The organism is Paraburkholderia sp. HP33-1 (assembly GCF_021390595.1).
In the GTDB taxonomy this organism is placed as follows: domain Bacteria; phylum Pseudomonadota; class Gammaproteobacteria; order Burkholderiales; family Burkholderiaceae; genus Paraburkholderia.
The window spans coordinates 423889-447208 of record NZ_JAJEJR010000002.1; the positions used below are offsets into that span (position 1 = coordinate 423889).

General features: G+C 58.2%; 22 protein-coding genes and 1 pseudogene. 18 read left to right on the forward strand and 5 right to left on the reverse strand.

Translation table 11 applies throughout. The annotated features are described in order from the left end of the window. Positions 1 to 82 precede the first annotated feature (82 nt). Both L0U81_RS17925 and L0U81_RS17930 read right to left on the reverse strand, forming a co-directional pair. Positions 83 to 253, reverse strand: a complete 171-nt coding sequence (locus tag L0U81_RS17925) for a hypothetical protein (protein WP_233804881.1) — start codon at positions 251 to 253, stop codon at positions 83 to 85. Continuing rightward, the gene (locus L0U81_RS17930; RefSeq protein ID WP_233804882.1) at positions 250 to 3000 is read right to left on the reverse strand and encodes a winged helix-turn-helix domain-containing protein; all 2751 of its coding nucleotides are present in this window, start codon (positions 2998 to 3000) and stop codon (positions 250 to 252) included. Before L0U81_RS17930 ends, L0U81_RS17925 begins: the two co-directional genes overlap by 4 nt. 795 nt (positions 3001 to 3795) lie before the next feature. Here L0U81_RS17930 and L0U81_RS17935 point away from each other — a divergent pair. The 7 genes from L0U81_RS17935 to L0U81_RS17960 all read left to right on the forward strand — a co-directional run bounded on the left by L0U81_RS17935 (position 3796) and on the right by L0U81_RS17960 (position 9423). Further along, a complete protein-coding gene (locus L0U81_RS17935; protein ID WP_233804883.1) occupies positions 3796 to 4659 on the forward strand; it encodes a branched-chain amino acid ABC transporter permease in 864 nt (287 codons plus the stop codon). After that, positions 4659 to 5636, forward strand: a complete 978-nt coding sequence (locus L0U81_RS17940) for a branched-chain amino acid ABC transporter permease (protein WP_233807819.1) — start codon at positions 4659 to 4661, stop codon at positions 5634 to 5636. Before L0U81_RS17935 ends, L0U81_RS17940 begins: the two co-directional genes overlap by 1 nt. After that, positions 5633 to 5959: an ATP-binding cassette domain-containing protein gene (locus L0U81_RS17945; protein WP_233804884.1), complete on the forward strand. Its 327-nt coding sequence runs from the start codon at positions 5633 to 5635 to the stop codon at positions 5957 to 5959. Before L0U81_RS17940 ends, L0U81_RS17945 begins: the two co-directional genes overlap by 4 nt. Further along, entirely contained in the window at positions 5857 to 6192 is a 336-nt protein-coding gene (locus tag L0U81_RS33835; RefSeq protein ID WP_442793429.1) for an ATP-binding cassette domain-containing protein, read from the forward strand. The genes L0U81_RS17945 and L0U81_RS33835 overlap by 103 nt, the downstream gene beginning before the upstream one ends. A gap of 47 nt (positions 6193 to 6239) precedes the next feature. Beyond that, positions 6240 to 7538 (forward strand): ABC transporter substrate-binding protein, encoded by a 1299-nt coding sequence (locus L0U81_RS17950; protein WP_233804885.1) that lies wholly within the window; start codon positions 6240 to 6242, stop codon positions 7536 to 7538. Positions 7539 to 8023: 485 nt separating this feature from the next. Beyond that, positions 8024 to 8476, forward strand: a complete 453-nt coding sequence (locus L0U81_RS17955; RefSeq protein ID WP_233804886.1) for a hypothetical protein — start codon at positions 8024 to 8026, stop codon at positions 8474 to 8476. Positions 8477 to 8937: 461 nt separating this feature from the next. Beyond that, the gene (locus tag L0U81_RS17960; protein ID WP_233804887.1) at positions 8938 to 9423 is read left to right on the forward strand and encodes a hypothetical protein; all 486 of its coding nucleotides are present in this window, start codon (positions 8938 to 8940) and stop codon (positions 9421 to 9423) included. A gap of 339 nt (positions 9424 to 9762) precedes the next feature. Here L0U81_RS17960 and L0U81_RS17965 read toward each other — a convergent pair whose 3' ends face one another. Both L0U81_RS17965 and L0U81_RS17970 read right to left on the reverse strand, forming a co-directional pair. Continuing rightward, the gene (locus tag L0U81_RS17965) at positions 9763 to 10248 is read right to left on the reverse strand and encodes a hypothetical protein (RefSeq protein WP_233804888.1); all 486 of its coding nucleotides are present in this window, start codon (positions 10246 to 10248) and stop codon (positions 9763 to 9765) included. A gap of 215 nt (positions 10249 to 10463) precedes the next feature. Further along, positions 10464 to 13115 (reverse strand): ATP-binding protein, encoded by a 2652-nt coding sequence (locus L0U81_RS17970; RefSeq protein WP_233804889.1) that lies wholly within the window; start codon positions 13113 to 13115, stop codon positions 10464 to 10466. A 67-nt stretch (positions 13116 to 13182) separates the two neighbouring features. Here L0U81_RS17970 and L0U81_RS17975 point away from each other — a divergent pair, with 67 nt between their 5' ends. The 6 genes from L0U81_RS17975 (at position 13183) to L0U81_RS18000 (ending at position 18192) form a co-directional block, all read left to right on the forward strand. After that, positions 13183 to 13500 (forward strand): hypothetical protein, encoded by a 318-nt coding sequence (locus L0U81_RS17975; protein ID WP_233804890.1) that lies wholly within the window; start codon positions 13183 to 13185, stop codon positions 13498 to 13500. A 355-nt stretch (positions 13501 to 13855) separates the two neighbouring features. Continuing rightward, the gene (locus L0U81_RS17980; RefSeq protein ID WP_233804891.1) at positions 13856 to 14500 is read left to right on the forward strand and encodes a branched-chain amino acid ABC transporter permease; all 645 of its coding nucleotides are present in this window, start codon (positions 13856 to 13858) and stop codon (positions 14498 to 14500) included. A 46-nt stretch (positions 14501 to 14546) separates the two neighbouring features. Next, positions 14547 to 15311 carry an ABC transporter ATP-binding protein gene (locus L0U81_RS17985; RefSeq protein WP_233804892.1) on the forward strand — a complete coding sequence of 255 codons (765 nt, stop codon included), beginning with the start codon at positions 14547 to 14549 and terminating at the stop codon, positions 15309 to 15311. Beyond that, entirely contained in the window at positions 15308 to 16024 is a 717-nt protein-coding gene (locus L0U81_RS17990; RefSeq protein WP_233804893.1) for an ABC transporter ATP-binding protein, read from the forward strand. Before L0U81_RS17985 ends, L0U81_RS17990 begins: the two co-directional genes overlap by 4 nt. A gap of 46 nt (positions 16025 to 16070) precedes the next feature. Next, positions 16071 to 17357 carry an ABC transporter substrate-binding protein gene (locus L0U81_RS17995; RefSeq protein WP_233804894.1) on the forward strand — a complete coding sequence of 429 codons (1287 nt, stop codon included), beginning with the start codon at positions 16071 to 16073 and terminating at the stop codon, positions 17355 to 17357. Between the two features lie 340 nt (positions 17358 to 17697). Continuing rightward, on the forward strand, positions 17698 to 18192 hold the full coding sequence (locus L0U81_RS18000; protein WP_233804895.1) for a hypothetical protein: 495 nt from the start codon (positions 17698 to 17700) through the stop codon (positions 18190 to 18192). Between the two features lie 253 nt (positions 18193 to 18445). Here L0U81_RS18000 and L0U81_RS33840 read toward each other — a convergent pair. Continuing rightward, positions 18446 to 18847 (reverse strand): annotated as a pseudogene (locus L0U81_RS33840) (DDE-type integrase/transposase/recombinase); the annotation flags it as partial. Between the two features lie 270 nt (positions 18848 to 19117). Between L0U81_RS33840 and L0U81_RS18010 the strand changes: the two are divergent. From L0U81_RS18010 to L0U81_RS18030, 5 genes are read left to right on the forward strand one after another with little or no spacing between them, the layout of a single operon-like run. After that, positions 19118 to 19654, forward strand: coding sequence for an aromatic-ring-hydroxylating dioxygenase subunit beta (locus tag L0U81_RS18010; RefSeq protein ID WP_233804896.1), 537 nt, complete (start codon positions 19118 to 19120; stop codon positions 19652 to 19654). Between the two features lie 17 nt (positions 19655 to 19671). Continuing rightward, positions 19672 to 21120 carry an aromatic ring-hydroxylating oxygenase subunit alpha gene (locus tag L0U81_RS18015; protein WP_233804897.1) on the forward strand — a complete coding sequence of 483 codons (1449 nt, stop codon included), beginning with the start codon at positions 19672 to 19674 and terminating at the stop codon, positions 21118 to 21120. Then, positions 21117 to 21767: an isochorismatase family protein gene (locus L0U81_RS18020; protein WP_233804898.1), complete on the forward strand. Its 651-nt coding sequence runs from the start codon at positions 21117 to 21119 to the stop codon at positions 21765 to 21767. The genes L0U81_RS18015 and L0U81_RS18020 overlap by 4 nt, the downstream gene beginning before the upstream one ends. Continuing rightward, entirely contained in the window at positions 21764 to 23035 is a 1272-nt protein-coding gene (locus tag L0U81_RS18025; protein ID WP_233804899.1) for an NADH-ubiquinone oxidoreductase-F iron-sulfur binding region domain-containing protein, read from the forward strand. The genes L0U81_RS18020 and L0U81_RS18025 overlap by 4 nt, the downstream gene beginning before the upstream one ends. Next, positions 23032 to 23223 carry a ferredoxin gene (locus L0U81_RS18030; protein ID WP_233804900.1) on the forward strand — a complete coding sequence of 64 codons (192 nt, stop codon included), beginning with the start codon at positions 23032 to 23034 and terminating at the stop codon, positions 23221 to 23223. The genes L0U81_RS18025 and L0U81_RS18030 overlap by 4 nt, the downstream gene beginning before the upstream one ends. Positions 23224 to 23320: the final 97 nt, after the last annotated feature.

Genomic DNA, 23320 nt, shown 5'->3' on the forward strand with positions numbered 1-23320 from the left:
AGATCAGCACCCGTGCGACCGGCTGAATCCGCCGGCGGATACCTGCTCCTGCAACTGCGGCTCTTCCATCGACCGCGACGGGTCAACCCGAGACGAAAGGTAATGGGACGCTGTGATAGCGATTCGCCGCCTGTTTCCGGCAACGCCGTACCGCTTTTCGCTCAATGGCGTTTTGAACAACATCGAGGTTGAAGTCAAGGGTGACTAGTGCGCGGCCACAAACGGCATGGCCATGATCGAGCCAGTGATTCATCGGGCGACTCCGCTTTGAACTACCGGAAATGCCATTGCAGTGACTTGCTCGAAGCTTAACCGCGCACCTTCGCTGGCAAGTCGATCGCATTCTTCTCGCGTGAATGCCGAGTCGACAATGGCTCGCGCTTCCTTGTAGCTGGATACCGCCATCGGCGGTATCCAATCGCGGACTGCCTGTAGCTGGCGGTTGTCAATCCAGGCAAGTGTCCTCGCGGCGTCGACGAGACGGCCCTGCCGCGCAAGTAGAAGCGCCACATGGCAGTAGGGACAGGCCATCGGATCGCGTGCGTGCATCGACAGCGTGCAAGCACTCCGCAATGCAAGTTCAGCCGCCTTGAAGTCGTCGAGATAGACGAGCGCCGCGCCGCGCAAACTGAGGATATGCGACCGCAGTTGGACACTCTCTGTCACACTCGATCTGTTGAGAATATCGTTACATCGCCGCAATGCAGAAGCAAAGTCGCCTTCCAGCAAGTCGCAGGCGGGAAGCATAATTTCACAGCGGTTTCCGTAGAAACTGTGATCAAGACGAAGGCCCTGCAACGCCGCATTGGCCAGTCGTCTCGCTTCATCCGGCTTGCGGTCGATGAAATAGGCGAAAACCACTCTGCAATACGCGACGGACGTTTGCAGCCATGATGGCCACGCATCGTCCAACAGGGCTTCCGCTCCGGTCAGCGCTGCTATCGCCGCGTCGCGATCGGCCAGGAAGGCAAACTGATGCGCAGCGACCGTCAAGGACCTGAAGGCTCCGAATCGGTCGTTCAGGCCTTGAAATAGTCGAGCCGCTCTGAGGGCCGAAGCGGCCTCGCGTTTTAGCTCCGTGCGCATGCGCAGATCAGCGACGGCAAACCAGAAGCGCGCTGCCAGTCGAGGCGGCGTTGACTCGTCCACCCAGGGCTCGATCGTACGGTACAGCCGCGCGCCTTCGTCGTTGAAGCCTCGCGCATCCCATAGCCTGTCGGTGGCCGCAGCAAGTTCGACCGCGATCTGGTGATCGCCCGTCGGCCCCAGTGCCCACGCCACGGCCGCGCGTACATTGTCGAGGTCAGGCGCGATGCGACGCATCCGCGCCAGGGGCTCCTCAAAGAGATCGTCTCCGGTCAGGATCTGCGCCAGTGCTTCGGCGTGGCGCCGGCGCGTCGCGTCGAGCGAGCCAGTGATGGCTAGCCGCTCCAATGCGAAGGCCCGGCTGCTTTCGAGGAGCCGGTAGCGCGGCACCTCCCCACGTTCAACCATCACGAGCGATTTATCCACGAGTGAGGCGAGGTGATCGATGACTGCCCAGCTATCGGTGGTCTGGTCGCTCGCCACGCACTGTGCGGCTTCAAGCGAGAAGGTGCCCATGAACACGCCGAGCCGATCGAACACCGTTTGCTCGGGCGCACTCAACAGCCCATAGCTCCACTGCAGCGCTCCCCGCAAGGTTTGATGGCGAGCCGGTGCGGTTCGATTGCCGCCCGCGAGCAGCCTCAGGCTCTCGTCGAGCCGACGCAGCAGACCATGCACTCCGAGGAGCGGTTCCCGCGCCGCGGCGAACTCGATCGCCAGAGGAATTCCATCGAGCCGCCGGCAGATCTCGACCACATCGCTCACGTTCCCGCTATCGACCGTGAACTTCGGATCGGCGGCCTGGATCCGCGCGACGAACAGTTGGACAGCGCCGAAACCGGGGGCAGCGGTCGCGTCTGCGTTCGCGGGCACGGCCAGCGCGTCGAGACGAAAGATCTGCTCCTGATCGATGTGCAACGGTTCCTGGCTTGTGACCAGCACCCGCACGCCCGGTGCGTCGGCCACGATCTGCGTGACCAGATGCGCTGCCTGTTGGAGCAGATGTTCGCAGTTGTCCAGCAACAGCAGAAGACTCTGATCCCGGATCAACTGCACCAGCGACGTGAGTCCGCCTTCACTGAGCGCTATCTGGTGCCCCAACACGCGCGCCACGGTCGGCACGAGCAACAGGCCGTCCGCCAGCGACGCCAGTTCGACAATCCAGACGCCGTCCGCATAGTCATTACGCAGCTCGTACGCCACTGCCTGCGCTAACCGTGTCTTTCCGATGCCCGCGGGGCCTACGACGCTGACGACCCGGGAAACCTCCAGCAAACGCGCCAGCGCGGCGACGTCTTCCGCACGCCCATAGAGCGGAGGCATCTGGACCGGCAGATTATTGGTCGCCCTGGTCGATCTTGCGAGGGAAGTGAGCTCTTCTCCGGCCTCTCCGGTGTTCGAAGCCGCGCGTCTTTTCCCGGCCACATCGACAAAATCACAAGGAGCCTGCTCAGGCGTCCCTTCGTGAACCGATTCCGGCACGCAGTCCTCTTCATCGAACGCCTGCGATTGGGAGGGTGCTGTCAGATCCAAACTTTCGCCGGAAATTGACCCGATCGGCCGGACGTCAAAAATATAGCCTCGGCGCGGCACCGTCCGGATCAACTTTTGACTCCGATCGTCCAACGCCGCGCGCAACTCGCTGATGCACTGAACCAGGGAATCGTCGGTGACGATAACGTCGCGCCACACGGCCTCGATCAGCTCGTTTCTGCCCAGCAGGCGACCGGGATGGCGCGCCAGATGCTGCAATAGCGCAAAGGTCTTCGGTCTGAGCGCGACAGGCCGTCCCGCGACTCTCAGTTCGCCGCGCGCTTTATCGATGTCAAATCTCGGGTAATGCAGCACAGCCACGACGTCGCCGCTGGCGGAATCCGGCGTCGTGATGGATTTCGGGGATCTTTCGGCGTTCATTCGGCCAATCGTCGTGTGAGTTGACGCCTCCCTGACTACCCTTTCATTGGTGGAGCATATGATGCCGAGAGTTTCGCCGCCAGTGTTTGATGCCTTTTCGGACGCGTCGCTTCCGCTCTCGAGCGTTGTGTTCCGATTCCTCGATGATGTGTCGGTCGGCGACCGACTCAAGCGCCCGGTCGATCGTCACTGCAACCTTCGAGCCGAGCAAGCTTCGACTCCCCGCTCATCGCCGCAAAGCTCGCATTTGACTGGCGTGCCCGTTCCCTTCACAGGCAGCGCGCTGGGTTCCGCCCTGAACCGAACGTCGCGCAGGACAGGACCAACAACGCCGCGACGATTGCAGTCGGTTCGGCGAAAACGCATTTATTAGTGGAAGACGTGCTTCAGATTCGCAGATGGAGACCACTGCCCAACCGATGACAGTAACTGGACGACGAAGAATGGCAAAACGCCCCGATCTCGATGCGATGAGCGGATTGGCCGATTTCAACTTGTAAACCGTACTCGTTGCCAAGTCCCATCGCCTATCATAAGTAGATAGCTTCCGTTGCTTGTCGGTGCTGTTGGCAAGAAACAAAAGGTCGTTGGATTTTTCGCAAGACCGATCTTGCGGGACTGCTAACCGTTTGTGCGATCTTTAACACTGCGATTAACCGGATCATTTCAGTCCCTGCGCTTTAACTTTTGAGTGACATTCGACCAATACAAGAGAAAGCGTCACTGAACGGAGGAAGCCACGACGTTGGTCGCTTAATCCGCATAATGACCGGTTGAAGATGAGTCACTGGTGACATGGTCAGTCTCTACACAATGCAGGCCCTGCACGGTCTGGTCTACGGGATGCTTCTCTTCCTGGTTGCGTCCGGACTGACACTCATCTTTGGGCTGCTGCGCGTTATAAACATCGCACATGCTGCCTTTTATATGTTAGGCGCTTATCTCACCTATGCCGTTGTCGCGGTCACGCAGAACTTCTGGCTTTCATTGTTCATCGCCCCAACCGCCGTGGGATTGCTTGGCGCCGGAGTGGAATCTGGGCTATTGCGTCGTATTCGCGGTCATGGACACGAACACGAATTGCTTTTGACTCTCGGTCTGTTTTACATGGTATCCGAAGCAACGCGGTGGATCTGGGGCAACTATACGTTAGAGGTTCCAACACCTTTGCTTCTAGTTGGCTCGATTCCCCTGTTGGGTGGTCAATACCCGATATATCGCCTGTTCATCCTGGCATTTTCAGCTCTGATTTGCGTGCTGTTGGGAATTGTCCTCAAACGTACACGGCTTGGCATCGTTATTCGTTCGTCTGTTTCGGATCGGGAAATGGTGAGTGCCTTGGGCGTCAACACTTCCTTTGTGATGACTGCCGTCTTTGGCCTGGGTTCTGCTTTGGCTGCTATCGCTGGAGTTGTCGCCGCGCCGTTTCTGCAGGTCGATCCGTCGATGGGCCAGGCAATTCTTGTCGATACTTTCGTGGTTGTCGTTATCGGTGGATTCGGGTCGCTTGCTGGAGCGCTGATGTCTTCCCTAATGATCGGTCAGCTAAAGTCTTTCGGAATACTGTTGTTTCCACAGTTTGCGCTCATTTTTCAATTTCTTCTTATGGCAGCAGTGCTGATAGTCCGGCCACAAGGTCTCCTCGGGGACAAGCCGTGATGTTGCTCGTCGGATGGATCTCAGCGCTCGTGGCGCTCTATCTTTTACCTCTGATTCTGGACATCACTTCCCTGCGAATTGTCATAGAGATACTTTACCTTGGCCTCTTTGCTGCATCCTTCAATCTTCTCTTCGGTTATGGTGGAATGCTTTCCTTCGGCCATGCGGCCGCATTTGGAGTAGGCGGTTACGCAGCCGGTCTGACATGGAAGTTCCTGGGTGACGTTCCAGTTCCGCTTACTTTGATCGGTTGCGCGCTCGCTGGAGCATGCTTAGGGATGATTGTGGGAGTCTTTTGTGTGCGTGCTCGAGGGACGTCTTTCTCGATGCTCACACTGGCCTTCAACCAGTTTCTCTTTGCAGTGGCACTGAAATGGCGAACGGTGACGAGGGGCGACGACGGTCTGAGCGTCCGCCCACCGGATTTTCGCTTGCCCGGTGGATTCGCCTTGCACATGAACCAGCCGCAGCACTTTTATTGGCTTGAACTGACGGTCGTGATTCTTTGCATTGTAGCGATATGGCACATCACCCGCACACCATTGGGAAACTCCGTCGTGTTGGTGCGTGAAAACGACGAGCGGTCTGCGTTCCTTGGCTACAACGTTTTCGTGACAAGGTTGATCGTCTTTTCCATTGCGTCCTCTTTAGCAGCGGTTGCGGGGGGACTCTTTGCGAGTTTTCAACAACTAGTTTCGCCTGAAGCACTGGATTTCAATACCAGTACGGAGGTGGTGTTGATGGCGCTTCTCGGTGGTACAGGAACGCTCGCTGGTCCTCTACTAGGCGCAGCCGCATATATTCTGCTTCAAAACTGGCTGTCGAGTATCACCGAGCACTGGCCGTTCGTGATCGGTCTGCTCTTCGTTCTTCTGACCTTGTTCATGCGAACCGGTATCGTTGGCATTGTCGGGCAAGCAGGTCCAATCCAGCGCCTGATCGGCCTGCGGCGTTCACCCAGGAGAGGGCAGCCATGAAACCCTCGCTCGAACTTCGTGATATTCATCACGATTTTTCGGAGCTTCGTGTGTCGGCAGGAATCGACCCGAAGGTCTTGTCGGGTGAGCTGCACGCCATTATCGGACTGCACGGCGCAGGCAAGACGACGCTGTTCAAAATATTGATCGGATGCCTTGAACCTGCGTCAAAAACAGGAGCCGCTGGACGTTGGAGCGCGTCTATGAGTTCTTTCCTCGCATGCAAGAGCGTGATGCACAGCGAGTCGGTACGTTGTCCGGCGGCGAACGGCAAATGCTCTGCACTGGTCGAGCGCGAATGGGCAACCCGAGCTTGCTACTAGTGGACGAGCCAACCGAAGGGCTCGCTCCCGCGATCGTTACTCAAGCTGAGGGAATACTTAGCGTGGCACATCATGACGGTACGGCCATCTTGCTGGTCGATCAGGCGACGGACCTCGCGCTGTCTCGAGCGAGCCGATTTGACGTGATGTCGAAAGGACGGGTCGTCTTTGCTGGTAGCGCAGTGGATTTGATGACGGACGATCAAGTCAGAAAGCGATATCCGCAGTTATGACAGTCCGCACTTCAGGTGGGGTAGTTGCGTCTTCATAGAGGCTAAGCATGAACATTCGAACGGGTCGGCGCACATTCATCAAAGGCGTAACCGCGGCTGGGGCCGTTGCTGTCGGACCGTGGATTGCCGCACGCCCTGCCTGGAGTCAGCATAGTTCCATCAAGATCGGTGTGATCGAACCACTGTCGGGTCCGATAGCATATGTTGGAGAAACTTTCGTCGCGGCCGCCAGATTTGGTGCTTACAGGCTCAATCGGGCTGGTGGGGTGCTTGGGCGGCAGGTGGAGATCGTGCCGGCGGATAGTGAACTCAAACCTGACGTCGCCACTCGCCGCGCGAATGATCTGCTCTATCGTGAAAAGGTGGAAGTTCTCGCTGTTGGGCCGGGGTCGGCGGTAGCGAAGGCGGTTTCTCAGATTGCCAATCGGAATGGAAAGATATTCGTCACGTACGCTTCTGAGGCGGCTGAACTTACGGGCGAAGAGTTCCAGGATACAACCTTTCGATGCTGCCTTAACACCGACATGCACTCACGAATGCTCGCTTTGTACTTCACGAGAATGGCGAAGCAGAAGCCCACGCGATTCTATCTTCTGAACGAGGACTACAATTTCGGGCATGCTTTCGCGGAGGGCTTCAAAAAGGCTTTTGATAGGATGAAGGCGCCCAATCAAAGCATTGTCGGGGAGGAATACCACCCGCTTCAAAACGTGCAGGATTTCGCTCCGTACGTCACCAAGATCATGGCGTCCGGCGCCGAAGTCGTCATCACAGGGGACTGGGGCCAGGATCTCCGTCTGCTGCTTCAACAGGGGAAGTCCTTGGGGTGGAAGGTGAAGACGGGTGGATTCTATCTCAACGACCCGATAGTATTGCAAGCAGTACAGGGGGCAGCCGTCGGTCATATAACCGCAGACGCTTACCAGGTGACACTCGACACACCTGAAAACAAAGCGTTCATCCGGGAATGGCGAGAATACTATCCTGACGCGCCGATCAGTTATAAATATCCGAACGCCGCCGTTATTCACACGGTAAGCGCGATTCTCTGGCTCGGTGACGTGATAAAGCGTGCAGGCACTCTGGATACTGCCAGGTTGATTCAGACCTGGGAGGGAGCCAGGTTTGCAGCAATTTTGGGCGACGTAGAAATGCGAGCATGCGATCATCAGATGCAGAGTCCGGGGCTCATATCAGAGATACTCGATCCTGAACAGATACCCGCTGAGATCCGCTACTACGGCGACGCCTTTCCATATATTGGCAGGCCCACGCGAATTCCGAAAGAAGAGCTGGCAGTAATTCCAAAGGACACCGGCAACCCGCGCTGCGCTAGAGGGGGCTAACATGTGCTGCACGACCGGCAGAGGGTAGATGGTCGGCTTGCGAAAGCTGTCAAAGCGGGTCCGTATGCGCGGATTAGCGTCGTCTTCGACGTCGATATGCGCTCCCGCCTGAAGGGCAGATCATCTTTGATCAATCGAATTGATTGCCTTCCACATGCCATCGTCGAGGGCACGCCTTTCGGCACAATTTCGGCTTTTATTCGGCATACCTTCGTGCGGCTCGACTCCCCCATGGCTATGCTGGTCGTGCCAATGCCTGCGACTGAGACGGCTCCTCGTGGGGCACCGCCCAGATTGCCGCCTTTGCTCGACGACGGCTCGGTCAATAGTGAAGATCATCAAGGGACGGCCGCTCCTGGACTGAACAGGACGTAGAAAGTCTGATCTCCGGTCACGCCGTGCCTACAAAATGCGCGCGGCCGTTCAACGTCCAGATAACAGAAATGGACTGTCCCTCCAGCGCGAGCGCCCAGGAGGTACTCAACATGAAAATCCCTCAAATTAGCCGTGCGGCGTTTGCCTTCGCAGCGTTCATGACGCTCGAAGCTGCATGCCACGCAGGCGTTGCCGCTTCGTCCGGAGAGCGCGTCGCCGTGGCCGGTTCAGATTCATCTGTGACGGTGAGTACCGGATCGCGCGGCACCCAGCCAGCGGACGTCGACGGCGTCCCACTTACCCTCAAACTGATAACACCGTCAGGTGGGACGTCGCGACTTACTTACGTCGACGAAGACGGCTGGCGGCTTGACGACCACGCCGAGCCATCGAAGCAGAAGGAAGCGCGAATCACACCCGCATCGACGCAGCGACAACAGGAAGCGTCAAGTTCGAGGCGGCCCATGAGCGTTTTCATCGACGGCCCCACGGGCTTCACCTATGTTTGGGTGGCCGATCAAGGATGGAAGTTCGTCGGCCAATTGTCCGACTGGAAGCGATGATCGACGTTGCGGGCTTCAACAGGCAGTGCGACTCGTAGGTCGATAAGCTAGCCGGGTACAGGGAAGCCAACCGCAAGCGAAACCGCGACCCGCATCAGGCTCGTACTGGCCGGACTCGGCAACGTCCGCACGTCGTTGATGCGTGCGTTCGGCGAAGACGATATGCAGGTATCGTCAGGCGCCCTCAAGTAGCGGCGGCTTAAGCCATTCGCGGGAGCAGCAGAGGCAAAGGCGGTCAGCCAGTCCACGCGCTGCTCCGCTGACTGGACAAACGCAGCGATGAATCATCAGCCTCGCTCCATATAGGAGACCACGCGTGTTTTACATAAGTGTTCGGGAGAGATTTCGACGAACGTGAACGTGTTGGTCTTCACCCAAGGAGTGGCACTATATTTAGTGCTCCGGACCGCGGTACGAAGCAGGCGTGCAATAAGCGATTACGTGAACAAAGGGAGCCTGAGATGAATACGAATTGCAAGAAAGGTTTGGCAGTCATCCTATCAATTCTCACCAGTGCGGCGTCGGCGCAGAAAATTGAAATTCCACAACAAGGCAGTACGAGTTATGTCACATATTATATCAATCACGTGATATCGAGCATTGACATGGATGACCAAGGAAATGATGAAATAATTGAAAGCTTCGGAATTACGCGGAACACGAGCGGCCAAAAGATCTTCGACAACATGTCGGTCCATTGTGTGTTTTATTACGGCATGCACGGAGGCACAGATGCGGCAAAGGGAGCCTGCACTGAAATGGATGCCGACGGCGATAAGGTTTTCACAACATTCGTGGTGGGCACACACACGCTGATCGGCGGGACTGGAAAGTATACGGGCATCACCGGGGCTGCCAGCTTCACGGTAAATATGCTTAGGCCGCCGGCGGAGGGCACACACGCAGATGTGGTGGACCACAAGGTGAGCTGGAAGATTAATAAGTAGCGGCCCGCGGCGGTCGATGCGCAAAGCGGGACGGAGCACGCGGTCGCTGATGGCGCTCGCCGGAATTTGTCACCAAGTTCCAGGGTCACGTACGACCCGTTGCCCATCGGCGTCTGACCGGCTTGGGAAGAGGTCTGCGTTGTAGAGATATCTGTTAAGGAGATTCAACTATTGGAGCATCCGTTTAGTCTTTGTGCATTTTTTGGGTACTGTCGCTGCGGCCGGGACACGTGATCTGCTGCTCAAGCCTGGCGGATTGCTGACAGTAGCGGGATCGAGCAGCCGGCTGGCCTCCGCGCGGGCTGTTACCAGTTCCTTAGCTATTTGTCTCGACGACGCTTACTTCATTTTCCAGGTGATTTTGTTCGTCACCTCGACCGCATGCGTGCCGGTGGCGGGCGCGTGCAATACGTTCCCCGAGAACGTCCCTGTACCGCTAATTCCGCTGTACTTTCCAGTACCTCCAGTCAACGTAAAAGTGTCTGTTTCGAAGGTGACGTTGATCTTGTCACCGTCCACGTCGGTTTCGGTGCAAGCACCTTTCAGATCGTATTTGTCGCCTCGTGCGCCCTCATAGAAAAGACAGTGGACCGACATACGATCGAACGGTTTTTGGCCGATTGAATTACGCGTGATACCGAACCCCTCGATCAACGAACCGGAGCCTTGATCGCCCATGTCGACGGTGGCCAGTTCGTGATTGAGCGCGTAAGACGTGTAGGTCGTGCTACCTGCCTTGGGCATATCGAACGTCTGGGCCAATGCCGGGCTGACAGAAACTGTCAGGGACGCGCCCAGTGCCAATGCGCTTAAGTTTGCCTTCATTTCAATTAGCTCCTGAAGTGGCGAAGTCCGTTGCGACAATCGCGCGTAGAAGTGGCGTATGAAGATCCAATGTGAAGACTAGAAGAGGAGGTCGTCAGGTTGCACGACCAGAGGCCGAATGAAATCCGAAAATTCCCCGAAAGCGGCAGCGACGACGGCGACTGGCGGTGAGGGTTGTTCGACGCCTGCCGACATTCATGTGCGCCGTTTTCGCTCTATCGCCCCGGAAATGCCATTGCAGTCACTTGTTCGAAGCTTAACCGCGCCCCATCGCTCGCAAGTCGATCGCATTCTTCTCGCGTGAAAGCCGAGTCGACCATGGTTCGCGCTTCCTCGTAGCTGGATACCGCAATCGGCGGAAACCAATCGCGGACTGCCTGTAGCTGGCGGTTGTCGATCCAGGCAAGTGTCCTCGCGGCGTCGACGAGACGGCCCTGCCGCGCAAGTAGAAGCGCCACATAGGAGTAGGGATAGGTAGTCGGACCGAATGTATGCATCAATAGCGTGCAAGCGCTCGCCAATGCAAGTTCAGCTGCCTTGACGTCACCGAGATGAACGAGCGCCGCGCCGCGCATAAGCAGGATTTGCGATCGCAGTTGCACACTCTCTCTCACACTCGAACTGTCAAGGATATCGTTACATCGCCGTAACGCCGACGCATAGTCACCCTGCGCGATGTCGAGGCTGGGAAGCAGGAGTTCGCAGCGGTCTCCGAAGTAGCTGTCGCCGCGACGATGGCCCTGCAACGCCGCATTGACAAGACTTCTCGCTTCATCCGGCTTGCGGTCGATGAGGTTTGCGAACAGTGCTCTGCAATAAGCGAGGGACGTTTGCAACCACGACGGCCACGTGTCGTCGGACAGGGCTTGCGCCTCAGCAAGGGCTGCTGCCGCCGCGTCGCGATCGGCCATAACGGCAAAGTAAAGCGCAGCAAACGTCAAGGACCGGAATACGCCGAATCGGTCGTTCAGGCCTTGATATAGTCGAGCGGCTTTGAGGGCCGAAGCGGCTTGGTGTTTCGCCTCCGTGCGCATGCGCAGACCAGCGACGGCAAACCAGAAGCGCGCTGCCAGTCGAGGCGGCGTTGACTCGTCCACCCAGGGCTCGATCGTACGGTACAGCCGCGCGCCTTCGTCGTTGACGCCTCGCGCATCCCATAGCATGTCGGTGGCCGCCGCAAGTTCGACCGCGATCTGGCGATCGCCCGTCGGCCCGAGTGCCCACGCCACGGCCGCGCGTACGTTGTCGAGGTCAGGCGCGATGCGACGCATCCGCGCCAGGGGCTCCTCAAAGAGATCGTCTCCGGTCAGGATCTGCGCCAGTGCTTCGGCGTGGCGCCGGCGCGTCGCGTCGAGCGAGCCAGTGATGGCTAGCCGCTCCAATGCGAAGGCCCGGCTGCTTTCGAGAAGCCGGTAGCGCGGCATCTCCCCCCGTTCAACCATCACGAGCGATTTGTCCACGAGTGAGGCGAGGTGATCGATGACTGCCCAGCTATCGATTGTCTGGTCGCTCGCCACGCGCTGTGCGGCTTCAAGCGAGAAGGTGCCCATGAACACGCCGAGCCGATCGAACACCGTTTGCTCGGGCGCACTCAACAGCTCATAGCTCCACTGCATTGCCCCCCGCAAAGTTTGATGGCGGGGCGGCGCAGTTCGATTTCCGCCCGCCAGCAGCCTCAGCCGCTCGTCGAGCCGCCGCAGCAGACCATGCACGCCGAGGAGCGGTTCCCGCGCTGCGGCGAACTCAATCGCCAGAGGAATTCCATCGAGCCGCCGGCAGATCTCGACCACATCGCTCACGTTCCCGCTATCGACCGTGAACTTCGGATCGGCGGCCTGTATGCGCGCGACGAACAGTTGGACAGCGCCGAAACCGGGGGCAGAGGCCGCGTCTGCGTTCGCGGGCACTGCCAGCGCGTCGAGTCGAAAGATCTGCTCCTGATCGATGTGCAACGGTTCCTGGCTTGTGACCAGCACCCGCACGCCCGGTGCGTCGGCCACGATCTGCGTGATCAAGTCCGCTGCCTGTTCCAGCAGATGCTCGCAGTTGTCCAGCGACAGCAGAAGTCTCTGATCCTTGATCAACTGCACCAGCGATGTGAGTCCGCCTTCCCTGAGCGCTATCTGGTGCCCCAACACGCGCGCCACGGTCGGCACGAGCAACAGGCCGTCCGCCAGCGACGCCAGTTCGACAATCCAGACGCCGTCCGCATAGTCATTACGCAGCTCGTACGCCACTGCCTGCGCTAACCGTGTCTTTCCGATACCTGCGGGGCCTACGACGCTGACGACCCGGGAAACCTCCAGCAAACGCGCCAGCGCGGCGACGTCTTCCGCACGCCCATAGAGCGGAGGCATCTGGACCGGCAGATTATTGGTTGCGGCTACATTGGTGAAATCATAGGGAGACTGCTCAGGCACCGCTTCGTGAAGCGATTCCGGCATGTAGACTTGACCATCGAACGCCAGCGATTGTGAAGGTGCTGTCAGGTCCGAGCCTTCGCCGGAAATTGACTCGATGGGCCGGAGGTCAAAAATATAGCCTCGGCGCGGCACCGTCCGGATCAACTTTTGACTCCGATCGTCCAACGCCGCGCGCAATTCGCTGATGCACTGAACCAGGGAATCGTCGGTGACGATAACGTCGCGCCACACGGCCTCGATGAGCTCGTTTCTGCCAAGCAGGCGACCGGGATGGCGCGCCAGATGCTGCAATAGCGCAAAGGTCTTCGGTCTGAGCGCGACAGGCCGTCCTTCGACTCGCAGTTCGCCGCGCCCTATATCGAGGTCGAATCCGGGGTAGTGCAATATGGCTACGTCGACCGGGTTCGGCGTGGTGATGGATTTCGCGGAATTTTCGGCGTTCATTCGGCCAATCGTCGTGTGAGTCGACGCCTCCCTGACTACCCTGATCCATGTCATCCATTGATGGAATATGGGGACAACGATCTATCCGCCGGTGTTTGACGTCTTCTCGGACGCGCTGCGTTGCTTGTGCTGTCAGGCGTTGACTTCCGATGCCCAGGATCGGCTTGTCGGTTGGACAAGCATGTTTGCAAACGTGAATTCGATCGCCGCTAAATCTTCTATAGTATGGGCCATCTTGCGAAGAAGCTTCATCGGACACCCAGGAAAAAAACATGGCCGCAAGTACGATACCTATGCGATGAAGAAGGGGACCACAGCTACGCAACAATTGAATTCCGTCGCAAACAAGCGCCTTTTAGTGGAAGACATGATTCATATTCGATGACGGATATCCTTGCCTAAGCGATGACGGTACCTGAAGGCGAAGTGCGACGGAGCGCGTCCTCGACCGCGAAGCGATTGACCGTATTGGCGGATTTCGTCTTCCAAACCGTAACGTTGACGAGTCCTTCGCCTATCATGGGTAGAAACCGTCCGTTGCTTGCGGTGCCCCGGTAGGAAACTAACAAGGTCTTTGGGGCTCGAGTTAAATCCCGAACTTGCAGGGCATGCGAACCGTTCATGCCTTTTTGGACATTACGGTTAATCGACTCGATTCAGTTCATACGCTTTATTCAGGAAGCGATAACTCTGGTCGCTTCATCGGCAGGGTGACCGGTTGAAGACGAGTCACCGATGACATGATCAGTCTGTACACAATGCAGGCGCTGCACCGCCTGGTCTACAGGATGCTTCTGTTTCTGGTTGCGTCCGGACTAACGCTCGTCTTTGGGTTGCTGCGCGTTTTAAGCATCGCTCATGCTGCATTCTATATGTTGGGTGCTTATCTCTCCTATACCGCTGTCGCGATCACAGGGAGCTTTTGGCTTTCATTGTTCATCGCGCCAAGTGTCGCGGGATTGCGTGGCGCCACAGTGGAATACGGGCTGTTGCGGCGTATTCGCAGTCGCGGATACGAACACGAGATGCTTTTGACTCTCGGCCTGTTTTACATGATGTCCGAAGCAATGCGCTGGATCTGGGGTAACTATACGTTAGAGGTCCCAATCCCCTCCCTTCTGGTTGGCTCGGTTCCAGTTTTGGGCTGCCGATACCCGTTATATCGCCTTTTCATCCTTGCCTTTTCAGCTCTGATTTGCGTGTTGTTGGGAATTGGCCTCAAACGTACGCGGCTTGGGGTCATTATTCGTTCGTCTGTTTCGGATCGGGAAATGGTAAGCGCGCTGGGCGTCAATACTTTCCTCGTGATGACCGGAGTCTTTGCCATGGGTGCGGCCTTGTCCGCTATCGCGGTATTGTGGGCGTCGTCGGGAAAGCTGGTTTAATCCGGCGCCTGATCGGCATATGGCGTGCACCCAGGAGAGAACAGCCATGAAACCGACGCTTGAACTCCGAGAAATTCATCACGATTTTTCGGGACTTCGTGTGCTGGCAGGCGTCGACCTGAGCGTTTTTCCGGGTGAGCGGCACGCCATCATCGGACCGAATGGCGCAGGCAAAACGACTTTGCTCAACATAATCAGCGGGCGCTTGCATCCACGGCACGGGTGCGTCATCTATAGGCAGAAGGACATCACGCGGATGTCTCCCTATCGTATCGCTCGTCTTGGCGTCGCTCGTTCCTTCCAGGTTATCAACACCTTTCCACGGCTGACTGTCTTTGACTCCGTGCGAAGCGCCGTGTTGTCCCGCATCGGCAGGCGACTCGATGTCTGGCATGTCGTCGACCACCAGGAGTCTGTGACCCGGCAGACAACCAATGTTCTTCGATTGCTTGGGCTACTCGAGAGGCGCGATACACCAGCATGTGCGCTTTCATACGGCGAACAGAGACAACTCGAGATCGCCCTCACCATCGCGGCGTCTCCCGAATTGGTCTTGCTGGATGAGCCAACCGCAGGTCTCGACGTTGACGAATCGCGCAAGGCCATTGAGTTGATCCATCAGGTAAGCAAAAACAAGACGCTCGTGATGATCGAGCACGACATGGAGGTTGTTTTCGCGCTGGCCGACCGGATTAGCGTGCTTCATTATGGCGTGTTGGTTGCGTGCGGAACGCCGGATCAAATCCGCAATAGTAAGGAAGTTCAGTCAGCATATCTCGGAACGAATTTGTACGTAGGAAGAAGGTCATGATGCAAGCCACCGGGCTGCACGCCTATTATGAAAAGTCGCACATTCTTCAAGGCGCCTCTCTGATGGTTGAGGATGGGGAAGTTGTTTGTCTTTTGGGCCGCAATGGTGTCGGCAAATCGACGACACTTAAGAGCATCATGGGACTCGTCAAACTGGCGTCAGGCGCAGTGTTCTTTAATGGGAACAACATAACCAATTTGCCGCCGCACTATATTGCGCGACTCGGTTTTGGATATGTGCCGGAGGAGCGTCGGATTTTTCCTACTATTAGCGTGAAAGAAAACCTCCTGATGGGAATAAAGCATGCGCTACCAGCAACCTGCCCGAGAAGCGGGAGCCCCTGGACACTGGAGCGCGTCTACGAGTTCTTTCCTCTGCTTGGCGAGCGTGAGGTACAGCGCGCCGGTACGTTGTCCGGTGGGGAACAGCAAATGCTCTGCACGGGGCGCGCGCTAATGGGCAACCCGAGCGTGCTATTGATTGACGAGCCAACGGAGGGGCTCGCTCCCGCGATCGTCGCGCAGGTTGAGGGAATATTGCGCGCGGTACATCATGACGGCACGGCCATCTTGCTGGTCGATCAGACGATGGGTCTCGCGCTGTCGCTCGGAAGCCGCTTTTATGTGATGTCGAAGGGAAGTATCGTCTTTTCCGGTAACGCAGTGGAGTTGATGGAGAACGATCAAGTCAGAAAACGATATTTGGAATTGTGAAAACGCGCACTTGGGATTAGGTGGCTGGTCTGCAGAGACGCTAAGCATGAACATTCGAACTGGTCGGCGTGCATTTGTCAAAGGCGTAGCTGCGGGTTGCGCCGTTGCTGTGGGACCGTGGATTGCCGTGCGCCCTGCCTGGAGTCAGGGTAGTTCCATCAAAATTGGTGTGATCGAACCCCTGTCGGGTCCGATAGCATATCTTGGAGAATCTTTCGTCGCGGCCGCCAAATTTGGTGCGTACAAACTCAATCGGGCCGGTGGGGTGCTCGGCCGGCAGGTGGAGATCGTACCGGCGGATAGTGAACTCAGACCTGACGTCGCTATTCGCCGCGCGAACGATTTGCTCTATCGTGAGAAGGTGGACATGCTTTCTGCTGAGGGATCGGCAATAGCAAGGGCAGTTGCCCAGGTTGCAAACCGGAATCGGAAAATATTCGTCACGTGCGCTTCTGAGGCGGCGGAGCTTACGGGAGAAGAGTTCCTGGACACGACTTTTCGCTGCTGCCTGAATACCGACATGCACTCGCGAATGCTCGCTTTGTACTTCACCAGAATGGCGAAGCTGAAGGCCACAAAATTCTATCTTTTGAACGCGGATTACAATTTCGGACGCGCTTGCGCGGAGGGCTTCAAGAAGGCTTTTGATAAGTTGAAGGCGCCCAATCAAAGCATTGTCGGGGAGGAATATCACCCGCTTCAAAACGTGCAGGATTTCGCTCCGTACGTCACCAAAATCATGGCTTCCGGCGCCCAAGTCGTCATCACAGGGGACTCGGGCCAGGATCTCCGTCTGCTGCTTCAACAGGGGAAGTCCTTGGGGTGGAAGGTGAAGACGGGTGGATTCTATCTCAACGACCCGATAGTATTGCAAGCAGTACAGGGGGCAGCCGTCGGTCATATAACCGCAGACGCTTACCAGGTGACACTCGACACACCTGAAAACAAAGCGTTCATCCGGGAATGGCGAGAATACTATCCTGACGCGCCGATCAGTTATAAATATCCGAACGCCGCCGTTATTCACACGGTAAGCGCGATTCTCTGGCTCGGTGACGTGATAAAGCGTGCAGGCACTCTGGATACTGCCAGGTTGATTCAGACCTGGGAGGGAGCCAGGTTTGCAGCAATTTTGGGCGACGTAGAAATGCGAGCATGCGATCATCAGATGCAGAGTCCGGGGCTCATATCAGAGATACTCGATCCGGAACAGATACCCGCTGAGATCCGCTACTACGGCGACGCCTTCCCCTATATCGGCAGGTCGACCCGAATTGCGAAAGAAGAGCTGACAATAACTCCACGATACACAGGCAACCAGCGCTGCGGTTGACGTGTCTGAGACTCCGTCAGCATCCACTTCTAATCGCGTCAGGCGAATGCCCTCACGGCCGATTGCTTTTCGGCACAATTTCGGCGCTTATTCGGGATACCTTCGTGCGACCCGACTCCCCTATGCCTATGCTGGGATTGCCAGTGCCTGCCATTGAAACGGCTCCGCCTGCGGACGACCCCCAAAGGCTGCATGTTTTGCTCGACGACGGTTCGGTCGATAGTGAAACTCGTCAAAAGGCGGCCGCTCCTCGAACGAATGTCACGCAGAAAGTCTGATCTCAGTTGACGCCGTACCCGCAAAAACGAATGCGGCCGTTCAATACCCGCGAATAGCGCGAATGGACGGCGCCTACAGTGCGGTCAGCAAGGAGGTCCTCAACATGAAAAGTCCTCGTATTAAACGCGCGGCGTTTGCATTCGCAGTGTTCACGACGCTCGAAGCAGCATGCGGCATAAGCCTGGCTGCATCGTCTGGAGAGCGTGTCGCCGTGGCCGGTTCGGACGCATCTGTGACGGCGAACATGGCCTTCCATGGCACCCGGCCAGCCGACGTCGACGGTGGTCCGGTTGTTCTCACGCTGAAAACACCGTCCGGCGGGACGTCGCGACTCACTTACGTCAACGAAGACGGTTGGTGGCTTGAAGACCACGCCGCGCCATCCAGGCAGGACGAAGCGCGAATTACTCCCGCATCGGCTGAGCGACAACAGGAGGCGTCGAGCTTCGAGCGGCCCATGACTGCTTTCATCGACGGTCCCACGGGCTTCACCTATGTCTGGGTGGCCGATCAGGGATGGAAGTTCATCGGCCGTTTGTCCGACAGGAACCGATGATCGACGGTGCAGACCTCAACACGCTTTGCGACTCGTAGGCCGATGCCCTGGCCGGGAACACGGACCGGCCTACTCCATGCTGCCTTGCAAGCATCTCTGTTCCGGCTACGTCAGCGAGGCGTTGCTTAACCATCTTCAGCTTAAACTGCTCGCTGTACTTCGTCATGAAAAACACCCAAAGGTTGGATCGGTGTCCGACTTTTGAGGTGCAGTTCAGGCGGTGGGAGTCGATAGCGGAGACCGCGTATGCTTCGATGGAAGATGACACGGGCGCTGAATGCAGCACCCGTTTGAAAAGACGCTTTGCCGGATCCTCGTCACGGCGCTGCTGCAGTAGCACGCCCAGTTCAGCGCCGTGCTCATCCGCGGTGCACCACAGGACGAACGGCTCGCCGCGAAAGCTCACGGACAATTCATCAAGGTGCCATGTCGAACCCGGTCTGTGCCGGGCCGTTTTTTCTCGGCGTGCGAACGGCGCGCCAAACCGGTCACCCGAGCAACGGATCGACTCGTAGATCACCGTTACGCCCCACTCGAGCAGCAGTTCCTCGATATCGCGCAGGATCAGGCTAAACCTGAAATACCACCGAACTGCGCGGCTGAAGACGACGGCAGGGAAGCGGTGACCGTGATAAAGCGAGCTCGTTTTCTTCATCACTTCAATCTACCTCCGCCCCCACCAGCAACCTTACAGTGCCGCTTTAACCTGTCAACCAGCATGCAAACCTATGCTTGCAGTCAGGAGGCATCTACCTAAGTTGTCTTCAACTGCTGGATCCGTTCCAGTCCCTGCCTTTGGCGCCTTTCATCTGACCTGCATGAAGTCGCCTCTGTCACACAGGGTAGTCACCCACTTGCTCCCGAAAAAAATGTATGCAATATTGGATCCGAAGTGATCGAACACGAGGAGTTGGAGGGTGTGCACATGAATCCCCTGCAGGCAGGGCGCGATACTGTCGCTGATCTCGCGCTGTACTACGAGATCGTTAACTGGATGAACCTTGAAGCTGAACTTTTCGATGGTCTGCGTGAGCGAGACTGGATCGATCACATGGTCAGTCGGGAAATTGTCTACCAGGTGCCGATCCGCAACACCGTGTCTCGCGCGCACGGTAGTGGTTTCGTCAAGGGCAGCTTTCATCTCGACGAAAACTACGGCTCGTTGCTGGCGCGCGTCGCGCGCAATGAGACTGGCTATGCCTGGGCGGAGGACCCGCCCTCGCGTATCCGCCATTTCGTGTCGAATGTGCGTGTGAGCGCGCCGCGAGAAGACGGCGTGGTCGCGGTGCGTACGTCCTTGCTTATTTACCGTACCCGACAGGAGCAGACGGTGGCTCATTTGTTCTCGGGCGAGCGCCACGATTTGCTCGAACGTCAGGATGGCGGCTGGAAGCTGAAGCAACGCATCGTCTATCTCGACGCGACCGCGATTCCCTCGCATAACCTGGCGATGTTCTTCTGACGGTTGGAGCGCGAACCATGAGTAACGAATACAAGAAAATCAGCTGGAAGACGAATCCCGATCAACTGCTCGACGACCTCGACGCGGGTGTCGCGCACGGGCGTATCCCAGCTGCCCTGTTCGGCAACGAAGGGCTGCATGAGATGGAACTCGACCGCGTTTTTGCACGCTGTTGGGTATTCCTTGCACATGAGTCCGAGATCGCTTCGAAGGGCGATTACGTGCTGCGCAAGATCGGTGAGGACGATTTCATCGTCATACGCGACGAAGACGGCGAGATCAATGTGTTGCTCGATGCGTGCCGTCATCGGGGCGTACAGGTGTGTCGAGCCGATGCGGGCAATACCTCGCATTTCCGCTGTCCGTATCACGGTTGGACTTACGATTCGAAGGGGCGCCTCGTCGGCGCGCCAATGTGGAAGCAGGCATTCAGCGGCGTAGACAAGTCCTGCAACGGTCTCGCCCGCGCGGCGCAGGTCGAAAGCTACCACGGCTTCATCTTCGCGACACTGGACGAGAATGCGCCGCCGCTGCGTGAATATCTCGGCGGCATGGCGTGGTACCTGGATCTCGTGTTCGGCCTGAACGAGCACGGGCTCGAGATGCTTGCCGCGCCGCAGCGCTTCGTGTTCGATGCTGACTGGAAGACCGGCTCTGAAAACTTCTCGGGCGATGACTACCATCTCGGTACTCTGCATCGCTCGGTGTGGGAGATCGGTGCATTTCCGCTTTCGTTCGCGGAGAACATGAAGGGGTATCACATCCAGGCCGCGCCGGGCCATTCCCTGTCGTTTTCGATGGCAGCCAAGGGTGACGAGTCCGGACCAAACTTCTTTGGCTATCCTGAGGAGTTCGCCAAGACGTTCAACACTAGCCGCATTTCCGAGGAGCAGCTTGAGGTTGCTCGCCGGTCGCGCGTGTTTATCGCGAACGTGTTTCCGAATTTTGCTGTCCTTGCTTTGCCGATGACGGAAGATGGTGCGAAACACGCACCTACCGGCATCATCACAATTCGCACATGGCAGCCGAAGGGCCCGGGCAAGGTCGAGGTGTGGAACTGGTTTGCGACCTACCGCAACATGACGCCTGAGCAAAAGGAGCGCGTCTATAAGGCGGGTCTCGGCACATTCTCGATGGGCGGGGCGTTCGAGATGGACGACACCGAACCGATGGCCTCGATCTGTCGCAACGGCCGTTCTTCCGCGGTGGATCGGCTCGGTTTCACGCTCAACTATCAGATGGGGCTGCCGGGCGTGGGGATCGCAAAACGAGTGCCGGAGGGCGAATGGCCTGGGCCCGGCATTGTGTACGACAGCCGCTTCGAGGAAGGTGTGATGCGCAATATGTACCGCTTCTACGGGGATCTGATGCGCACGCCGCAAGGCGAATGGCCCTCAACCGAGCTCGATGCCGATCGTTCGACTTCGCCGGTGCCGGCAGGCTCCGCGAAGGAAGATCGGTCATGAGCACGCGATCGCAGGCGGATGTATTGGCGCTGTATGCCGAGCGGGGGCTCGGTGGTGTGCTGAAGGCCGGGGGGCGGCCCGCCGTGATCGTCGTCGATCTGATCTACGGCTTCACTGATCCGACATTTCCGGCCGGCGGTAATCTCGATCAGGTCGTCGATTCGACGCTGACGCTGTTGGATCGGGCGCGGGAAGCGGGTGTGCCGGTGCTTTACACGACCATTGCGTGGACCAGGCCCATGCAGGCCAACAGCGTCTGGCTGCGCAAGATGCCAGCGATGCTCGGGCTGATCGAAGGGTCGCACTGGGTCGAAGTGGATGCCCGTCTCAAGGCGACCGTGGGCGAGGTCGTGATCACCAAGCGTGGCGCGTCAGCGTTCAGCGGAACCGATCTGGCGAACCAGCTGACTGCACTCGGTATCGACACACTGATCGTGTGTGGCGCAACGACTTCCGGCTGCGTGCGCGCAACGGTGGTGGACGGGTGCATGCTCGGCTATACGTGCCTCGTGCCACGCGAATGCGTGGGCGATCGCGCAGTCGGGCCACATGAGGCAAACCTGTTCGATATTCAGGCAAAGTACGGCGACGTCATCGAGCTGGATGGAGCGCTCAAGGTGATTAGCGCGGCACGGGCGGCGGCATGAAGATGATCCCATACGCTACCGCGCATTCCGGCATCGAGCCGCGTCTGATCGTGCCTGAAGCCAAGGGCGGCACGCTGGGTCTTGCGGCGGAGCGAGCGCTTGGCACTTATGCCCGCACGGCTCTCGATCCGCTTGCTGAGATCGAGGCGGCAGTGCTGCGTGGGCGCGGCGGCGCAGGCTTTCCCGCGCATATCAAATGGCGCTCGGTAGCCGAGAGGGCCGGAGCGAAAGTTGTCGTGGCGAACGGCGAGGAGGGCGAGCCCGCTTCGTTCAAGGATCGCTGGCTACTCACACACCGGCCACACCTTGTGCTCGACGGGCTGCTGCTTGCCGCTGAGGTAGTCGGCGCTGAACGAGTCGTCGCTTACCTCTCGCATCCGGAAACTGCGGAGACGGTCGGCCGCGCGATCGACGAGTTGCGCACCGCCGCGCTGTTCCCGGAATTGCCGGTTATCGACATCCATTGCGTCTCGCCGACTTACGTCGCGGGCGAAGAAACGGCGGCATGTCAGGCGATCAGTGGCGGGCCGGCTCTGCCGAAGGCGAAGCCGCCACGGCCATTCGAAAGCGGCGTCGATGGCTCGCCGACCCTGGTTCAGAACGTCGAAACATTGGCCCATGCCGCCTGGATCAGCCGTCATGGCGCGGCCGAATATCGTCGCTATGGTACGGAGACTTCGCCGGGCACGACGCTTGTCACGCTCGCGGGCGCTTGCCGTCGGCCGGGTGTTTACGAGATTCCGTTCGGGATGCGTGTGAGCGAATTGTTCGAGCAGCTCGGCGGCGGACTTAGTTCCCAATTGCGGGCGTTCGCGATGGGCGGCTGGTTTGCAGGCCTGCTGAGCCCGGAGCATGCCGGACTCGTCTGCTGCTTCGAGGCCTGCAAGGAGGCCGGCAGCGGCTGGGGCTGCGGCGCGATTACCGCGCTCGGCGCAGAGGACAGCCCTATCGGTTTCGCGGCGGAGATCGCGCAGTGGTACGGCCGCGAGACCGCGGGCCAGTGCGGCGTCTGCGTCAAAGGTACGGCCGCGATCGCTCAGACCATCGTTTCGATTCGTGACGGACGCGGCGCGCCCGCCGACGTGAGCAATCTGCAGCGCTGGGGCACGACGTTCCCGGGGCGTGGCGCCTGTGCCTTCCTTGACGGCGCCGCAACACTGAGCCGTTCGCTCGTCGGCCACTTTGCTCATGAACTTCCCCAGATCCCACCGGCACCCTCGTCCGAAGCGAGCTCCACGCCGGATCATTCAGAAAGGACTCAAGCATGAAAGTTTTCCTCGATGCTACTAAATGCGCGGGCTATGGCACCTGCGCCGAGATCTGTCCGAGCCGTTTCCAGCTCGACGAATTCGGTTACGCGTCCGTGATCGGAAATGGCGAGGTGGTGGAAGGCGAGCAGGAGAAAGTGCTCGAAGCCGCCCGCCGCTGCCCGGAAAAGGCGATCACGACCGCGTGAGCGCGGCGGCCTTGCAGTCCGCAAACGGATGAACGTAACCGCCGGCGGCGCACGCCGGCAAAAGCTGTGCAGATCGACGATCTGACGCACAGAGAAG